The 15,006-nt window shown below is 62.0% G+C and carries 15 protein-coding genes; 3 read left to right on the forward strand and 12 right to left on the reverse strand.

Annotated features, from left to right (window positions below):
* The 7 genes from NKH73_RS20110 to NKH73_RS20140 all read right to left on the reverse strand — a co-directional run bounded on the left by NKH73_RS20110 (position 1) and on the right by NKH73_RS20140 (position 7,102).
* Positions 1 to 957: a VOC family protein gene (locus NKH73_RS20110; RefSeq protein WP_352935266.1), complete on the reverse strand. Its 957-nt coding sequence runs from the start codon at positions 955 to 957 to the stop codon at positions 1 to 3.
* A 93-nt stretch (positions 958 to 1,050) separates the two neighbouring features.
* Positions 1,051 to 1,449: a nuclear transport factor 2 family protein gene (locus NKH73_RS20115; RefSeq protein WP_352935269.1), complete on the reverse strand. Its 399-nt coding sequence runs from the start codon at positions 1,447 to 1,449 to the stop codon at positions 1,051 to 1,053.
* Positions 1,450 to 1,465: 16 nt separating this feature from the next.
* Positions 1,466 to 2,368, reverse strand: coding sequence for a VOC family protein (locus NKH73_RS20120; RefSeq protein WP_352935272.1), 903 nt, complete (start codon positions 2,366 to 2,368; stop codon positions 1,466 to 1,468).
* A 40-nt stretch (positions 2,369 to 2,408) separates the two neighbouring features.
* On the reverse strand, positions 2,409 to 3,383 hold the full coding sequence (locus NKH73_RS20125) for an ABC transporter permease (RefSeq protein WP_352935273.1): 975 nt from the start codon (positions 3,381 to 3,383) through the stop codon (positions 2,409 to 2,411).
* A 58-nt stretch (positions 3,384 to 3,441) separates the two neighbouring features.
* Positions 3,442 to 4,959 (reverse strand): sugar ABC transporter ATP-binding protein, encoded by a 1,518-nt coding sequence (locus NKH73_RS20130; protein ID WP_352935277.1) that lies wholly within the window; start codon positions 4,957 to 4,959, stop codon positions 3,442 to 3,444.
* Complete coding sequence (locus tag NKH73_RS20135; protein ID WP_352935279.1) at positions 4,956 to 6,002, reverse strand: ABC transporter permease; 1,047 nt, start codon at positions 6,000 to 6,002, stop codon at positions 4,956 to 4,958. The genes NKH73_RS20130 and NKH73_RS20135 overlap by 4 nt, the downstream gene beginning before the upstream one ends.
* An 8-nt stretch (positions 6,003 to 6,010) precedes the next feature.
* Positions 6,011 to 7,102: a sugar ABC transporter substrate-binding protein gene (locus NKH73_RS20140; protein ID WP_352935281.1), complete on the reverse strand. Its 1,092-nt coding sequence runs from the start codon at positions 7,100 to 7,102 to the stop codon at positions 6,011 to 6,013.
* Positions 7,103 to 7,256: 154 nt separating this feature from the next.
* Here NKH73_RS20140 and NKH73_RS20145 point away from each other — a divergent pair, with 154 nt between their 5' ends.
* Positions 7,257 to 8,138 carry an NmrA family NAD(P)-binding protein gene (locus tag NKH73_RS20145; RefSeq protein WP_352935283.1) on the forward strand — a complete coding sequence of 294 codons (882 nt, stop codon included), beginning with the start codon at positions 7,257 to 7,259 and terminating at the stop codon, positions 8,136 to 8,138.
* A 43-nt stretch (positions 8,139 to 8,181) separates the two neighbouring features.
* Here the strand turns inward: NKH73_RS20145 and NKH73_RS20150 are convergent, their stop codons facing one another.
* The 5 genes from NKH73_RS20150 to NKH73_RS20170 form a co-directional block, all read right to left on the reverse strand.
* Positions 8,182 to 9,093, reverse strand: coding sequence for a sugar phosphate isomerase/epimerase family protein (locus NKH73_RS20150; RefSeq protein WP_352935285.1), 912 nt, complete (start codon positions 9,091 to 9,093; stop codon positions 8,182 to 8,184).
* A gap of 94 nt (positions 9,094 to 9,187) precedes the next feature.
* The gene (locus tag NKH73_RS20155; RefSeq protein ID WP_352935287.1) at positions 9,188 to 10,078 is read right to left on the reverse strand and encodes a sugar phosphate isomerase/epimerase family protein; all 891 of its coding nucleotides are present in this window, start codon (positions 10,076 to 10,078) and stop codon (positions 9,188 to 9,190) included.
* 42 nt (positions 10,079 to 10,120) lie between these two features.
* On the reverse strand, positions 10,121 to 11,134 hold the full coding sequence (locus NKH73_RS20160) for a zinc-binding alcohol dehydrogenase family protein (RefSeq protein WP_352935289.1): 1,014 nt from the start codon (positions 11,132 to 11,134) through the stop codon (positions 10,121 to 10,123).
* A gap of 11 nt (positions 11,135 to 11,145) precedes the next feature.
* Complete coding sequence (locus NKH73_RS20165; RefSeq protein ID WP_352935291.1) at positions 11,146 to 11,946, reverse strand: SDR family NAD(P)-dependent oxidoreductase; 801 nt, start codon at positions 11,944 to 11,946, stop codon at positions 11,146 to 11,148.
* 93 nt (positions 11,947 to 12,039) lie between these two features.
* Positions 12,040 to 12,927: a fumarylacetoacetate hydrolase family protein gene (locus tag NKH73_RS20170; RefSeq protein WP_352935293.1), complete on the reverse strand. Its 888-nt coding sequence runs from the start codon at positions 12,925 to 12,927 to the stop codon at positions 12,040 to 12,042.
* A gap of 206 nt (positions 12,928 to 13,133) precedes the next feature.
* Between NKH73_RS20170 and NKH73_RS20175 the strand changes: the two genes are divergently transcribed.
* Together NKH73_RS20175 and NKH73_RS20180 are read left to right on the forward strand one after the other, a co-directional pair.
* A complete protein-coding gene (locus NKH73_RS20175; protein ID WP_352935296.1) occupies positions 13,134 to 14,204 on the forward strand; it encodes a zinc-binding dehydrogenase in 1,071 nt (356 codons plus the stop codon).
* Between the two features lie 44 nt (positions 14,205 to 14,248).
* Positions 14,249 to 14,977 carry an SDR family NAD(P)-dependent oxidoreductase gene (locus NKH73_RS20180; RefSeq protein WP_352935297.1) on the forward strand — a complete coding sequence of 243 codons (729 nt, stop codon included), beginning with the start codon at positions 14,249 to 14,251 and terminating at the stop codon, positions 14,975 to 14,977.
* The last annotated feature ends 29 nt before the right edge of the window (positions 14,978 to 15,006 follow it).

Here is a 15,006-nt window from a genome sequence, read left to right on the forward strand (position 1 = left end):
CTACTCCGCCTCGTAGTTGCGAGCGAAGTCGTCGGGCGGAGTCGGCCCCCAGATGTAAAATGAATCTTCCGGGTCGTGGTCCTGGGATTCCCAATCCACTTCGGCCGGGATGTAGTCTATGTCGCACGAGTATTCCGCATAGCTGCCCCAGGGATCGCGGATGTAGTGGAAGAAGTTCGAGCCCAGCACATGCCGCCCCAGTCCCCAGCCGCGTGAAAAACCCTTGTCGGCCATCTGCATTGCGCCCAGGCCGACCTGGTCGATCAGCGGCACGTCCCAACTGGTGTGGTGCAAGCCGGGAGCCGACGACTTGACGAAGGCGAGCATGTGGTGGTCGCTGCCATGGCGGCCGTGCAGGAACGCGATGTTGTCTCCCGAGCGGTCGGACAACCCCATGCCTAAAACGCCGGTGTAGAAGTCGATCGCTTTCTGAACATCGCGGGTAAAGATCAGGATATGCGCGAGCCGCGTCGGGCGTACCGTCGCCGCCTTGCTGCGCAGCGGCGCGCCGACGATGCCCGCAGGAGTGGATACATGCCCTCCCTGCATCTTGAAATCCGGCGACGTCTTCGCGGTCACGACCAACTCGATTAAATTGCCGTCATGGTCGCGGAACCACAATCCGTTGGATTCAAAGCCCTTGGGCGGAGACAATAGCTCCATCCCTTTAGACTCCAGATGCAGTTTGAAACGCTGGAAATCAGCGTCGAAGACGCCGAAGGACAGATGCTGCAACTGCTTGCGCGAGCCCTCGACAAAGAAACCCCAGTCATGATCGAGCCCCTCCGTGCGCACGGCATAGCCGGAGCGGTGGTTGACAACGTCGAGGCCGAAAGCCTGATGGAAGCGCTCGGCCTCCTTAAGGTCGGGCACTGCCAAAACGAAATGGTTGACGGAATGGATGCCGAGGATGCCCTCGCCTCTTGCTTCGAGCTGCCGCTTGCGAATAGCCGTCATCGTCTTCCTCCACAGAGCGCCAACGTCCTCACATCCGCTGGACACCAGAGATCATTATGAAAAATATATTTTCAAGTCAATAATGCGATCTAATTACTTTGGCAGTGGTGTTGGCTGATATGCGAGGAGACGCCACTGTTTTCCGCGCTTGCCCCACACCGCCATGCAAGAATTGTTGATCTCCCGGACCGCGGTCCCAACGGTCGCCTTCGCGCTCATGGTTCCGGCGACGACGGCGCAGCTCTCGCACACGATGACGCGTTCGCTGCTGTGATGGATTTCGTGGTAGACGAAGAACCGGCTGGCGACCTTCTTCAGATAAGCCACCTTGTCGTCTCGTTCTCCGAACGAGTGCGTATAGACCAAGTCGTCGTCGAGAAGATCCTCGAGCACCGCGACATCGGACCCCAGCATCGCCGAATAGCGTTTCTGCTCGAGGATCTCGATGAGGCGGCGGACCTCGTCGGCAAGGCCTGCTTCCGGGAAATCCATGGTTGTCCTCGCAGTTTCAGGCAGTGATCAGCGGCGCGAACGGCACGAAATGGTCCGTCCAGAGGCGGGGCGGCAGCGCACCCCAGCGGTTCACGACCTTAGGATTCGATAGGTTTTCGCCCGGATCGGCAATTCTTGCCTGATGGTTCTCGTCTTCGATGACCTCCATTTCGGCGATACATTCCACCAGGAACCCGGACCTATCGATGTAATAGGCGAACAGATTGTCCCCGGCACCGTGGCGCCCCGGTCCCCAGACGAGGAAGCGCCCCTGCGCATCAAGCGTATCCCCCAGCCGCTTGAAATCGTCGAAGCTGGCGAACTCCCAGCTGAAGTGGTGCAATCCGCTTGGTCCTTTTACGGTCGCTACCGTGTGGTGGCGGTTGTCGGCCGCGCGCATCCAGACGATTTCATGGCCAGTTGTCCTCTCGGACTGTCGAAGCCCCAGCACGGTCTGGAGCTCGTTGCTGATCGCTTCCGAGTCCCTGCTCGACAGGTTTACGTGGTCGAGGCACCGCGGACGAATGCCCGGGCCTGTATGGCGGACCGGCTGCGTCAGCGGTATTGGGGTGTGGACTTCAAAGATGTGACCTTCGCTGGTAGCGAAAGTCACCGAGCGGTCGATGCACGGCAGGGAAGGACGTTCGGAGAGGACCGTGAGGCCAGCCTGTTCGGCGCGACGTCGCACCGCCGCGACGGCGTCGACGTTATGAGCCTGCAGCCCGATGGATCGGACGCTGTCGCTGTTGCTGGCGTACAGGATCAGTTCGGCATGGCGCTGGTTAGAGGTTAGCAACGCGCGACCGTTCTCCCGTTCGACGACGCGGACCCCGGCGACTGTGCACGCGTCTTCTATCGCAATGTCGATATCCGCAACGTTGAGAGCGACATATCCCAACCGCTGAACCATCGGTCTCATCGGACCCTCCCGAGATGCGATTTTTCGGCCGTCAACTGGGTCACTTGACGATGCCAATCTTGGTCCTGTCCGTCGTCACGGCGACCGCGACCAGGATGATGATGCCGAAGGCAACGTCCTGCGCAGCACCCGGCAGGCCCGCGATCGTCGCCCCGACGCGGACCATCACTGCCGTGAGTCCGCCTATCAGGCTCGCAGAGAGGCCGCCGACTCCGCCCGAAATCGCGGTGCCGCCCGCCACCACGCCGACCAGCGCCGGAAGCAGCAGGTTGCTTGCCATCGTCGGAGCGCTGTAGAGGGTCTGCGATAGAAGCATTATCCCTCCAAGAGCGGCGCACACCGACGAAATCGCGAAAGCACAGCCCCGGATCAGATCACGCCGGACGCCCGACATATAGGCAGCCAGCTCGCTCGCGCCGAAGGCATAAATATCTCGGCCAACGCGGGTGAGACGCAGCAAAAGGGCGAGGAAGATCCACACCGCGACCACTGTGATGAAGGCGTTGGGCACGCCATGCGTTCTGCCGCCGAGGAAGTCGAGCGGCGCAATTCCGGGACCCAGGCCCACGGTCGAGGCATTGCTGAGATAGAGAGCCAGGCCCGAAAACAGGCCAAGCGTTCCAAGGGTCATGACGAACGAAGGAATCTGGAGCCGTCCGATCAGCCATCCCTGGGCAGCCCCAATCCCTCCGGCTCCGAGGAGCACGATCGGCACGGCGGCCGAGCCGAATTCAGGGACAAGCAGCGCCACGACCACCGCTGAAAACGACGCCATGGCGGCGGCAGACAGATCGATGCAGCCAAGCAGCACTGGAAGCGTGCAGCCAATAACCAGGATCAGCAGCGGAGCCGCGTCGAAGAGCAGCGCATTGACCGCGCGCCATTTGAGAATGCCTGGCGCGATCCAGACCACGGTTGCAAACACCAATACAAGGACCAGGGCCGGCCCGCACGCTCGCAGCAGGTCGCCCGCGGATCGGATCGATGGGAACATTTGGGCAAGTGCGCGGGTCATGACAGGCTCCGATGGGGCAGCGAGGTCAAGTCTCGATAGCGATGATCGCGGCGCGTGCTCATACCATCGCCCTCACGATGTCTTCCTCTGACGGCCGTTTGGCCTGGACGTCGTCGAAGCGCTGGCTGACCCTGCCGTCTCGCAGCACCAGGATCGTATCGGAGAGCGTCACCATCTCATCGAGCGTATCGCCCACGAAAACGATCGACAGGCCATCCTCGGCCAGTTGACGGATCGCGTTGAAAAGATCGGCGCGCGCGCCGGGATCGAGACCGCGTGTCGGATGATCGAGCACCAGCAGCCGCAGCGAGCGACCGAGAAGCCATTTGCTGAGCACCGCTTTCTGCTGATTTCCGCCGGAGAGCTGGTCGATGCGGTGGTCGAGCGACGGCGTTTTGATTTTGAGCCGCTCGACCCAATTCGCCGCCTGTCGCCGCTCGCGCCGCTTCGACAGCACGAGCCCGCCATAGCCGTAATCGGACCCGAAGGTAACGGTCATGTTCTCGCAAACACTCATCCCCTTCATCATGGCCTCCGTCTTCCGCTCGGCGGGGACGTAGCCTATGCCGAGGCCCACCGCGCCGCTCGGGCAGCTCATGCGCACCGGCCGGCCCTCATAGTCGATCTCGCCGCCATAACGCTCCTCCACGCCGAAAATCGCCCGGCAGACCGCTTCCGCCCCGGATCCCTGGACGCCGATCAAGCCGACGATCTCCCCGGGCGCGACGTTGAACGTCACGTCCGCAACCTTGCCCGGCACCGTCAGGTCGCGGACTTCCAGTCGCTTTGGCACGCTCTTGTCGGGGGGATTGCTCCGCGGCAGGACCGAACCCGCGCGCTGGCGTCCAACCATCAGCTCATACAGTTCGTCAGGATCAGTCTCGCCTTTCGTTCTTTCGGCGACATTGCGTCCGTCGGAGAGCACATAGACCCGATCGGAGATTGCGAGCACTTCGTCCATGCGATGCGAGATGAACACAACCGACGAACGGGCCCTGAGCCGCCGCACCTGCCGGAACAGCGCCTGGATCTCGGTCGGCGTCAGCACCGATGTCGGTTCGTCGAACAGGACAACGAGATGGCCCTCCACCAATTCCTCAAGCGACAGCACTTTGGCGAGTTCGACCATCTGGCGCTGCGCGAAGGTCAGCTGATCGACGGGCGTGTCCGGAGCAATGTCCAGTTCGACCTTGCCCAGTTGGACACGGGCCGCATCGTTCATCTGGCCGCGCCGATAGAATCCGAAGCGGCTGAAGTCCGTCGGCTTGTCGATGAAAAGGTTCTCGGCAACGGTGAGATTACCGATCAGCGACTGCTCCTGATGGACCAGGCCTATGCCCGCTCGCGCCGCCTCGAGCGGAGAGCCGAAGCGCACCAGCGAGCCTCGCAGACGCATTTCCCCGGCGCTTGGTTGATGGAGGCCGCCGACAATCTTCATCAATGTCGACTTGCCCGATCCGTTCTGGCCGATCAGGCCGAGAACTTCGTGCTCGCGCAGCTCCATATCGATCTCATCGAGGGCAACCACGCCGGGAAAGCGCTTGGACACGTTTTGCAGGGACAGGAGTGCGCTCATTTTACCACTCTGGTCTTGCGTCGCAGGTGCCAGGTGGATGCGGTAACCGCAACAACGATCACCACGCCCTCGATGGCTTTTTGCAGCAGGGGATTCGTTCCCGTCTGCACAAGGCCGTTTCGTAAGATGACGAGAACCAGGACGCCGATGAGCGAGTGCAGGACGCCGCCACGGCCGCCGGACAGCAGCGTGCCACCGATCACACAAGCGGCGATTCCGGGAAAAAGCAGCCCCTCTCCGGCGAGCGGATTGCCGACGCCGATTTGCGCCGCGGTCAAAATTCCGGCCAGGCCCGTCAGGCTTCCGCAGATGGCGAAGGCGCTGACCTTGTAGAGGTTCACATTGACGCCCGCCAAACGGACGAGGGCCTCGTCGGCGCCGATGGCAAAGCCGATACGGCCAAGCTTTGTGCGCCGCTCGACAATGAAGGCGAGGAACGCGAACGCCACAGCCAGATATACGAGCGCGCTGAGGCCGAAATGTTTGTGCAGGGCCAGCCCGACAAAGCCGCTGTCGAGGATTTGCGGCTGCCTCGAGGGAAAGAGCAACGCAGCCAGGCCAAGCGTGATCAGCCACATGGCGAGCGTGACGATAAGCGACGGCATCCGCAGGTAGGCATACAGAACTCCGTTGAGGACGCCGACGGCCAGCCCCGCGGCCAGCGCAACCAGGATCGCACCCGCACCAAGATCGTAGGCGGTGACGCTGTTCGCGATGAGGATCGAAAGCAGGATGTTGGCAAGCGAGGCCACCCCTTCGCTCGACAAATCAATCGAGCCCTGCACCAGCACAAAAGTCATCCCGATCGCAACGACGGCAGGGACCGCCGCCGACTCCAGGATCGCCTGCAGATTGGCTCCCGAAAGGAAATTCGGGGTCAGGCTGGTGAACACCGCCACCATTGCCAGGAGCGACAAGATGGGGCCGGCGGACTTCAAGACACCGATTCCCGCCTGGCCAGATCGCTGCCGGGCTCCGGCTTCCCGGCGGCGCGGGGAAGCCGGAGCGCCGGCGTCCTGGGCGTGTAATTGCGCCTGGGTCATGTCGCGGCTCAGTTCACACCGACCGGGATCTGACCCTTTGACCGAGCCCAGAAATTCTTCTTGAGCGCGTCGTAGGAGAAGTCGGCTGGATTCGGCTGGGCCGAGAGCATCGCATCGACATTGTCCTTGGTCGCAAGCGTTTGCTCCAGGTAGAAATCGCGCTGCGCCTGCTCCAGGTCAGCGATCTTGAAGTCTCCCGAGGCGACTGCGTAAGCAAGTGCCGCCGCGACCGCCCCGTGCAGCTGCGAGCTGATCCGCATGCTGGACAGCATCTCGCCGGACTTGATCAGCTTCAGCACGTCGCTCGATCCGTCCGAGCCGGTGACGGGAACCTTGCCTGCCAGGCCCTTCTCGCGCAACGCCGCGACCGCGCCGAGCGCCATGCCGTCATTTTGCGCGAAGACTCCCTTCAACTGCTCCCCGTAACGCGCAATCCACGTGCGGGTGATGTTTTGACCTTCGGTCTGTCCCCAGTTGCCGATCTGCGTGTCGAGGATCGTCATGCCCGGGCATTCCGACACCGCCTTCAAGAGGCCGATCTCTCGCTGCTTCGACGGCGGATTGTCCGGCGTTCCCTTGAGAACCGCGATGCCACCCTTGCCGCCGATCGCCTTGCACAGCGCCATGCCGTTCTGGTAGCCGGAATCGACACCGTCGAAAGAGATGTTGGCGATCCAGGCATCGGGTGCCGTGTCCCAGGGATGGATCTCCTCAGGACGGTTCCACATCGTCGTCATGAAGGCGCCCCCGGCTTCCGCCCGCTCGACGAAGGCCTTGGTGAAGGCCGTGGAGTCCGGAAACCAGGCGAAGGCGCAGCCTTCGCAGCCGGCGGCAAGTATTGCCCCCAGCTGCTGCATGTGTTTCTGGCCGTCGAACCCGCTCTCGTAAACCTCGAGTTTGGCACCGACCGAGTTCGCCACCTGCTGGGCGCCCCAGATAACTTCCTGCCAATACTCGCTGCTGGTCGTTCCGACCGCCAGATAGATGATCTTCGGCTTCTCCTGGGCGACCGCACTGTCGCCGGCCAAGGGACCGATTATTGCCACGGCAATTGCCATAGCAGCCGCTACCGCGGCTGAAATCCTTTTCAGCAGTGTCACTTCATCCTCCCGATGATCGTGTTCCGTCCGATGGCCCGTGTTCCACGGCCTATGCAAAGCGACACTCCATCAAAAAATCTATTTTGTAAAGACTAATAAATTATCTAGTGATAAAAGTGATGACTTTCTCGCTGCAGGCTGTGGAGGATCGGTTATGGAAACGGGAGAAACTGTGCTCGTCACGGGCGCGACAGGCCGGACAGGCAAAGCCGTCATCGCGGCGCTTGCCGAACGCGGAGCGCGGGTTCGCGCGATGACGCGCTCGCGAGCGGGCGAGGACGGGCTTCACGCCATAGGCGCACACGAGGTCTCGCTGGCCGATCTCGGGGATCGATCCTCGCTGGAGGACGCAGTCTCAGGTGTTGCCAGGCTCTATCATATCGGACCACGTTTCAACGACTGTGAGGTGGCGTTCGGGGCCAACATCATAGCGGTCGCCCGCAACGCCGGTCTGAGGCATTTCGTCCTGCATTCGGTCTTTCACGCGCAGTGCCGGACCATGATCCATCATCGGCAGAAGCTTGACCTGGAAGAGATGCTGATCGAATCCGGCCTTCCCTACACCATCCTCCAGCCTGCGATGTACATGCAAAACATCGCCCTCGAATGGGCAAGGATTGAAGCCGAAGGCATCTATGAACGCCCCTATCGGACGGATCTTTCGATGGCGATGATAGACCTTGCCGACTTGGCCGACGCGGCGGCAACCGTCCTTACCAGCGCGCGCTACGTCGGAGGGGCGTACGAGCTGGTCGGCCGAGAGCCGCTATCCCACGCTGGCATGGCGAAGATCCTGAGTGAACTCCTGGGCAAGCCGATACGCGCCGCGCGCTACGCGCCGGCGGAATGGCGACGTCGAAATGCTGACCGGTTTCCCGACGACTACCTTCGGATCTACGAGGCGATGTGCCGGCACTATGACCGCTTCGGCCTGCCGGGCGGCAATCCGGCGGTGGCATCGATGATCCTCGGCCGGGAGCCTGCCAGCTTCGAGGACTTTGCCCGGCGTTTCGTAGTCGAACGGAAGGCAAGTTAGAGAGGGACGAAAATGCCGGCGGCGTTGCCTTCCAGCGTCAGTGTCAGGCTGTCGCCAGACTGACACCCGCCTCCGCCAGCATCTTGCGCGATGTGTCTCCCGACCGTATTCCGGCATCCCTCGCCGACAGCGCATCCGCCTCGAGCGAGAAGACCTCCGGCCCGATGTGGCGAAGGTTACCCTTGCCGGCAACGATCTTGATGATCTCCACGACGTCGAACTCGCCTTCTCCCGGAAAATTCCGGTAGTTGATCGTGTCGTCGAAGAGCGACTTCCCCACCTGCCGCCGCACGCCGTCATCGATCTGCATGCCGGCCAGATGCTTGCCTGGCAGGCGCTTGAGCAGATCGAGCTCATAGGCGCCCTTGGAGAAGTGCCATACATCGACAAGGATGCCCGCATTGGACGGATTTACGCCGCTGACGATCGCCCAGGCATCGGAGAGGTTAGGCATTCCCCAGAACGGCATGAATTCGAGATCGATCCAGTATCCCTGCGCATGGGCGCGCTCACACAGGTGCCCGAATCCATCGACCAGCCGGGAAAGCTCGACCGTTCCCTTGCCATAACCCGCAACGGCCAGGATCGACGTCAAACCAAGCTTCTCGCACATCCGAAACGAGTGATCGGTGCTGACGTCGAAGCGTGCGCGCAGCTCCGGCGAACATTCCGCCGGGACACGGATGGGCGCCCAGTCGGTCAGCGAATCCAGATAGCGCAGCGGAGCTCCTGCATCGGCGGCCATCGCTTTCATGTCCGACGGGGTGAGCCCCGACTCCAGCGCATCGAGATAGGTTTCGGGCGCGATGGCAAGAGCTGTAAAGCCGCCGGCCTTCGCGGCCTCCACATGCCCCCGAAACCCGTGAATGCGCGCCGAGGCAGGCCAAAAAACGAAATCGATAGATGGTAACATCAGAAATCCCTCCCTTGTTTTGTCGCAGCGCCGCACCGGCACCGACCGGCAAAGGCGACATGCCGCGTCGGCCGATGCCGTGATGAAACAGCCCGATGATCAGGCTCAACGCCGATGTTTCGATGTGCGGCCGGCGTCAGGCGGCAGCCGCAGCGCCGAAACGATGTGGAATCCCCGCCTTGTCGAAGACATTGGCGAGGGCAACCCGGCTCCGATTGCCGATCTCCTCGGCCGACAGCGTGTCGTAGAGCCCGGAGAAGGTCTCGGGCCCGTAGCGGTTGAGCCCGCCGATGCGGTGAAGCTGCTGGAGCAGTTCGACCACGGGGAATCCGCCCGTGCCGGCATCCACGCGGTGGAAGATGCAATCGTCGAGCAGCGACAGGCCGGGTTTCAGCTGGGCGGATGCATCGGCGATCTGCACGGTGGAGATTTTGTCGCCGGGGATGGTGTCAAGCAGCGCCGGATCCGGTTTTCCGCGCAGATAGTGCCAGAAGTCGAAGACAAGGCCGCTGTTATCGCGATCTGCGGTCCTGATGATCTTCCAGGCGGTCTCAAGATCAGGAAGTCCCCAGAATGGGATGAATTCGAGGTCGCAGCGCCAGCCGAGGCCGGCAGCCCTGTCGCAGGTCCTGGCAAAGCCGTCGACCAGTTGATCGATCGACACCTGGCTCTTTGGACAGGTGATGATGCAGCTCATGGAATCGACCTGAAGCGCCTCGCCGATGCGGAAGAAGTCGTCTTCGTCGAAACCGAAGAAGCCGAGCGAAAACGCGGCCGGATCGAGATTGTCGGGGAGCCAGTGCGTCGCCCAGCGCGCATAGGGATCGAGCTGGGTCAGCTTCACCCCTTCGTCATCCGCCATAAGCAGCATGTCCTTGGTGGTGATCCCGTCGGCAAGCCAGCGGCAATAGTGCCATGGCGTGATAGAGATGGCATCGCAGCCCGCCAGTCTCGAGGCGCGCAACTGCTCCCTCAGCGGCAGCGACCGCACCGTTCCCACCCACATTATCGTCGACGACTTATCCATACTCTCCTCCTTGTCGCAGCCAGGCACGAAGCCTGTGGCGCCTCAAAAACCTTCGAATACAATCTTGCCGTTCACGGAACCGGCCTCGATATCCCGATGCGCCTGGATCAGCGCGTTCGCCGACACCGGCCCCATGCGTTTGGCCAGCGTGGTTCGCACCTGCCCGGCATCGACCAACTGCGCCAGCTTGCGCAGAATTGCGCCCTGTTCGGCCATGTCCGGACGCTGAAAAACCGACCGCGCCATCATTGAATGCATATGCAAGGTGATGCATTTGGTTTTCAACGTTGTGAGCGGAAAAGGATCGGGATCGTCGAGCACTCCGATCGATCCGAACGGCTGAACAAGATCCACGAACTGACCCTGATGCCGAGGCGTCTGGGCGAGCGCCATCAGGAGATCCACGCCCTTGAAGCCAAGAGCTTCCACCTGTGGCTTCAACGGCTGGCGGTGGTCGATCACGTGCATTGCGCCGAGCTCCCGGCACCAGTCGGCCGTTTCCGGCCGGGACGCCGTTGCAATCACAGTCAAATCGGTCAAAGCGCGCGCCAGCTGGATCGCCATGGAGCCGGTTCCGCCGGCGCCGCCGATAACCAACAAGACACGCTCGTCGGACGCCGATCTTTGAAGAGCGCCAAGCCTGTCGAACAGGAGTTCCCAGCTTGCCAGCGTCGTCAACGGCAAGGCCGCCGCTTGCGCGAAGTCCAGGCTCTCCGGCATCCGCGCGACGATCCGCTCGTCCACCAGCTGGTATTCGGCGTAGCTGCCCTGGCGAACCACCGAGCCTGCATAGAACACGGCATCGCCGGTCTTGAAGTTCATCGCCTTTGGCCCTGCCGCAACAACCACGCCGGCGGCGTCGTAGCCGGGTACCTTCAGCGCTCCCGCCGGGTCGACCGTGCGCCTCAGCTTCGCGTCGAGCGGATTGACCGAAATGGCCCTTATTTCGACCAGCAAATCGCGATCCTGCAGGTCACCCGGCCGGGAAAGTTCGACATCGACGAGCGCGTCAGGGGCATCGACAGGCCCTGCCTTGGTAAATCCGACTGCCTTCATCCGACTGCCCCCTAGAACAGACTGCGGATCGAGCCGCCATCGACGCCCCAGACCGATGATGTGACGAAGGAAGCACGCTCCGAAGCGAGGAAGACGATGATGTCCGCCACCTCCTCCGGTTCGCCCATGCGTTCCAGCGGCAGCTGCCGCAGCTTCATTTCGTGGTCGACCGCCTGACGCGGCGGCATGCCGTGAACTTCCGACAGCGTATCCGCAAAGCCGCCCGGTCTGGACCAGAGGGGACTCCAGACGGGCCCCGGCGCGACCGCATTGACCCGGACGTGGGGAGCCTCGGCGCGGGCCAGACTTTTGGTGACACTCACCAGCGCGGTCTTGAGGGCGGCATAGTCGGCAGGAATGGTCTCCGGTTGGCGCGCGAGATCGGATGTGTTGTTGACGATCGAGCCGCGGCTTTCGCGCAATCGCGGCAGCAGTGCGCGCGTCATGCGGATATTGCTGAGAAAATTGACATCGAATGTGCGCTGCCAGTGAGCGTCCGTCAGGCCATCGAAAGGCTGTGCGTCGACGATACCGACGTTGTTGACCAGAACATCCAGCGTGCCATTTTCGCCCGAAAATACGTCGGCGATGCCCTTTTCGACACCTTGCGCCGTGGATAGATCGGCGACAGCGATGGTGACGCTCGCACCTGCCGCCGAAGCTGACGCTTCTGTCTCCCGCAGACCCGCTGCATTTATGTCGATGAGCCGCAGGTGTGCCCCTTCCCGCGCGAACGCGAGCGCCGTCGCCCGGCCTATGCCGCTTGCCGCACCCGTCACGAGCACGGTCTTTCCTTGCAATCCAGTATCCATGTGTCCCTCGAGCAATGGTTGGTCCGCGCTCCGCCTCGGCGCAGTGGAACGCCGGCTGTGCTGCTGTTGTCGAGCGCTTGCCGGATCTCCCCGTCAGGCCGCCTTGCCCGTCACGTCTTCGGTGCGAACTTCGTCGCAAACCGGATTGACCAGTTTTCCAAGGCCCTCGATCGAGACCTCGCACCTGTCGCCATCCTTCATCAGCAAGCGCGGGTTGCGTGCCCATCCGATGCCGGCAGGGGTGCCACTGACGATCAGATCGCCCGGTTCGAGAGTGATCGCCTCGCTGATCGTTTCGATGAGCGTCGCGACGTCGAAAAGCATGTCGTCCGTGCTCGCCGATTGGACGGTCGCACCGTTAAGGCGCGTCTCGAGCCTTAGTCCCTTGCCGCCGGCCGGCACTTCATCAGCCGTCACCAGTGCGGGTCCGAAACCGCCCGTGGAATCAAAGTTCTTGCCGACAGTCCATTGCGGCGACTTGAACTGATACTCACGGACCGACCCTTCGTTGAAGATCGAATAGCCGACCACATGGTCATGGGCGCGCGCCTTCGGGATGTGACGGCCGCCCCGCCCTATTACAACCACCATCTCGCCTTCGAAATCCAGGCTCGTCGAGGCAAGCGGCCGCACGATCGGCTGATTGTGGCCCACCAGCGTCGTGGCGAAGCGCGCGAACAGCGTTGGGTAGTCCGGCTGCTCATATGGCGACTCCTTGGTGTGATCGGCATAGTTCAGCCCAACACAGATGATCTTCGGCGGCCGCGCCAGCGGCGGAAGAAAGGTGACGACACCAGGATCGAATTCAAGGCCGTCGGCGAGCTGACGGCCGACGCGCAACAATTCCTCCGGGCCGCCAGCTATCAGCTGCACAAGGTCAACTGTGTGGTCGCAGTTGCCGGCGGTCACCCCGCGCAGTTGTCCTGCCCGTTCCACGCCCAACCCGCGTTGGCCGCCAAATTCGAAACTCACGAAGCGCATTATTCCTCACTCACAATGTGTCGCTAGGGTGTGGTGAGGATTTTCCAAAAAATAAGATATGTCAACAAAAAATCTATTTTTCTGTTGACCGTCTGATCAACCCAGGCATATTAGTCACATCGCGGGCTGGCTGAGGAGGAGCGGGCTTCTGCGTGACTAAGCGCCGGCTGCACGACGGCCAGCAACACAGTTTGGGAGGATTGACAATGAAGGCCCTTCGTTTTCATGCCGCGCGCGACCTGCGCCTGGAAGACATTGATCCGCCCGCCGATCCGAGGTCTGACGAGGTCATCGTCCAGGTCAGCCATTGCGGGATCTGCGGAACCGACATCCACGAATACCTGGACGGGCCGATATTCGTATCGACCGAGCCGCACCCGCTCACCGGGGCATCGGCGCCGCTCGTGCTTGGTCACGAGTTCTCCGGCAGGATCGCCTCGGTCGGGCAAAGCGTCAACCGCTTCGCCGGGGGCGACAGGGTCGCGATCCTTCCGCATCTCAACAGGCCGGGAGACTATTTCGTGCGCCGCGGAATGGGCCACATCAGCGATACCACGGCCTTGGTCGGCCTGTCCTCGGCCTATGGCGGCATGGGGGAATATGCGGTCCTCCCGCAAGACAATGTTGTGAAATTGCCCGACGAGGTGAGCGATGAGCAGGGAGCGCTTTTCGAGCCGATGGCTGTTGCTCTCAATGCGACCGATCGGGGTGGCGTCCATGCCGGCGACAGCGTACTGATCACCGGCGCCGGGCCGATTGGCGTCCTTGCGGCGATGGCCGCGAAAGCGGCCGGAGCGTCGAGAGTATTGGTATCCGAAGCCAGTCCGGCACGACGGCGCAGATTGCAGTCTCTCGGACTGGGCTACGAGATCCTTGATCCCACTTCAGCGGATTTTGTCGATGCCGTGCTGGGGTCGACCGAAGAAGGTCTCGGCGTCGATGTGGCGGTCGAATGCGCCGGCAACGAACGCGCCCTGGCCGACTGTATCCGGCTTGTGCGACGCGGCGGAACGATTGTCCAGGTGGGCATCTTCGTCAATCCTCCCCGCGTGGACATGCGGCTGCTGGTTTCCAAGGCCGTGACGCTGACGACGAGTTGGGGCTTTCCGATCACCATCGGCCCCCGCGTCGTTCAAATGATTGCCGCCGGACAGGTCCAACCCGAAAAGATCATCACCGGCCGGGTGACCATGGCTGACGCAATTGCCGGAGGCTTCGATGCGCTGGCCAGATCGGACCAGGACCATCTGAAGGTGCTGATCGCAGTCACAGCTTAGAGCCGGCAAGCAACGACTTTTCATTCGACAAAGGAGGAGGAACGATGGGCCGTCTCGAGGGCAAGGTTGTGCTTGTGACTGGCGCAGCACAGGGAATTGGTGCGGCGATCGGAAAGCTTTTCGCCGCGGAAGGGGCGGTGCTCTATCTGAGCGACGTACAGCCGTCATCGAAAGGAGATCTGCCGACTGCCGCCGAGCATCGGCGGCTGGACGTCTCGAAGGAAGATGATTGGCGCTCCGTCGTCTCGGAGATTGTCGATCGTAATGGTCGTCTGGACGTCTTGGTAAACAACGCCGGTATCGTCGAGCACTATGGCCAGATAGACGCCACCAGCACCGAAGCCTGGCACCGCGTCATCTCGGTCAACCAGACCGGAACCTTCTTCGGCATGCGCGAGGTCATCCCCGTGATGAAACGAAACGGCGGGGGTGCTATCGTGAATTTCTCGTCGATCTGGGGCACGGCGGGCGCCGCGGGGGCAGCGCCCTATCAGGCTGCGAAAGGCGCGGTGCGCACGCTGACCAAGAACGCAGCCATCAGCTACGCCAAGGACAACATTCGGGTGAACTCGGTCCATCCGGGCATCATCTGGACACCGCTCATCGAAGGCCAGAGCAAGGAGATGAACGACGGCATCATTGCCGTAACTCCGATGGGGCGAGCAGGCAGGCCCGAAGAGATCGCATTTGGCGTGCTCTATCTGGCGAGCGACGAGTCCTCCTTCGTGACCGGCTTGGAACTGAATATAGATGGCGGCTATCTGGCGCAGTGATCGGTAACTGCCTCCTAGACTGCGCCGAC

Source organism: Mesorhizobium sp. M0938 (assembly GCF_040319125.1).
Lineage (GTDB): Bacteria > Pseudomonadota > Alphaproteobacteria > Rhizobiales > Rhizobiaceae > Mesorhizobium > Mesorhizobium robiniae.

Excerpts from the sequence above, each read along its gene's own strand:
- NKH73_RS20110 (WP_352935266.1), bottom strand. The coding sequence starts at position 957 with ATGACGGCTATTCGCAAGCGGCAGCTCGAAGCAAGAGGCGAGGGCATC.
- NKH73_RS20115 (WP_352935269.1), bottom strand. The coding sequence starts at position 1,449 with ATGGATTTCCCGGAAGCAGGCCTTGCCGACGAGGTCCGCCGCCTCATC.
- NKH73_RS20120 (WP_352935272.1), bottom strand. The coding sequence starts at position 2,368 with ATGAGACCGATGGTTCAGCGGTTGGGATATGTCGCTCTCAACGTTGCG.
- NKH73_RS20125 (WP_352935273.1), bottom strand. The coding sequence starts at position 3,383 with ATGACCCGCGCACTTGCCCAAATGTTCCCATCGATCCGATCCGCGGGC.
- NKH73_RS20130 (WP_352935277.1), bottom strand. The coding sequence starts at position 4,959 with ATGAGCGCACTCCTGTCCCTGCAAAACGTGTCCAAGCGCTTTCCCGGC.
- NKH73_RS20135 (WP_352935279.1), bottom strand. The coding sequence starts at position 6,002 with ATGACCCAGGCGCAATTACACGCCCAGGACGCCGGCGCTCCGGCTTCC.
- NKH73_RS20145 (WP_352935283.1), top strand. The coding sequence starts at position 7,257 with ATGGAAACGGGAGAAACTGTGCTCGTCACGGGCGCGACAGGCCGGACA.
- NKH73_RS20155 (WP_352935287.1), bottom strand. The coding sequence starts at position 10,078 with ATGGATAAGTCGTCGACGATAATGTGGGTGGGAACGGTGCGGTCGCTG.
- NKH73_RS20160 (WP_352935289.1), bottom strand. The coding sequence starts at position 11,134 with ATGAAGGCAGTCGGATTTACCAAGGCAGGGCCTGTCGATGCCCCTGAC.
- NKH73_RS20165 (WP_352935291.1), bottom strand. The coding sequence starts at position 11,946 with ATGGATACTGGATTGCAAGGAAAGACCGTGCTCGTGACGGGTGCGGCA.
- NKH73_RS20170 (WP_352935293.1), bottom strand. The coding sequence starts at position 12,927 with ATGCGCTTCGTGAGTTTCGAATTTGGCGGCCAACGCGGGTTGGGCGTG.
- NKH73_RS20175 (WP_352935296.1), top strand. The coding sequence starts at position 13,134 with ATGAAGGCCCTTCGTTTTCATGCCGCGCGCGACCTGCGCCTGGAAGAC.
- NKH73_RS20180 (WP_352935297.1), top strand. The coding sequence starts at position 14,249 with ATGGGCCGTCTCGAGGGCAAGGTTGTGCTTGTGACTGGCGCAGCACAG.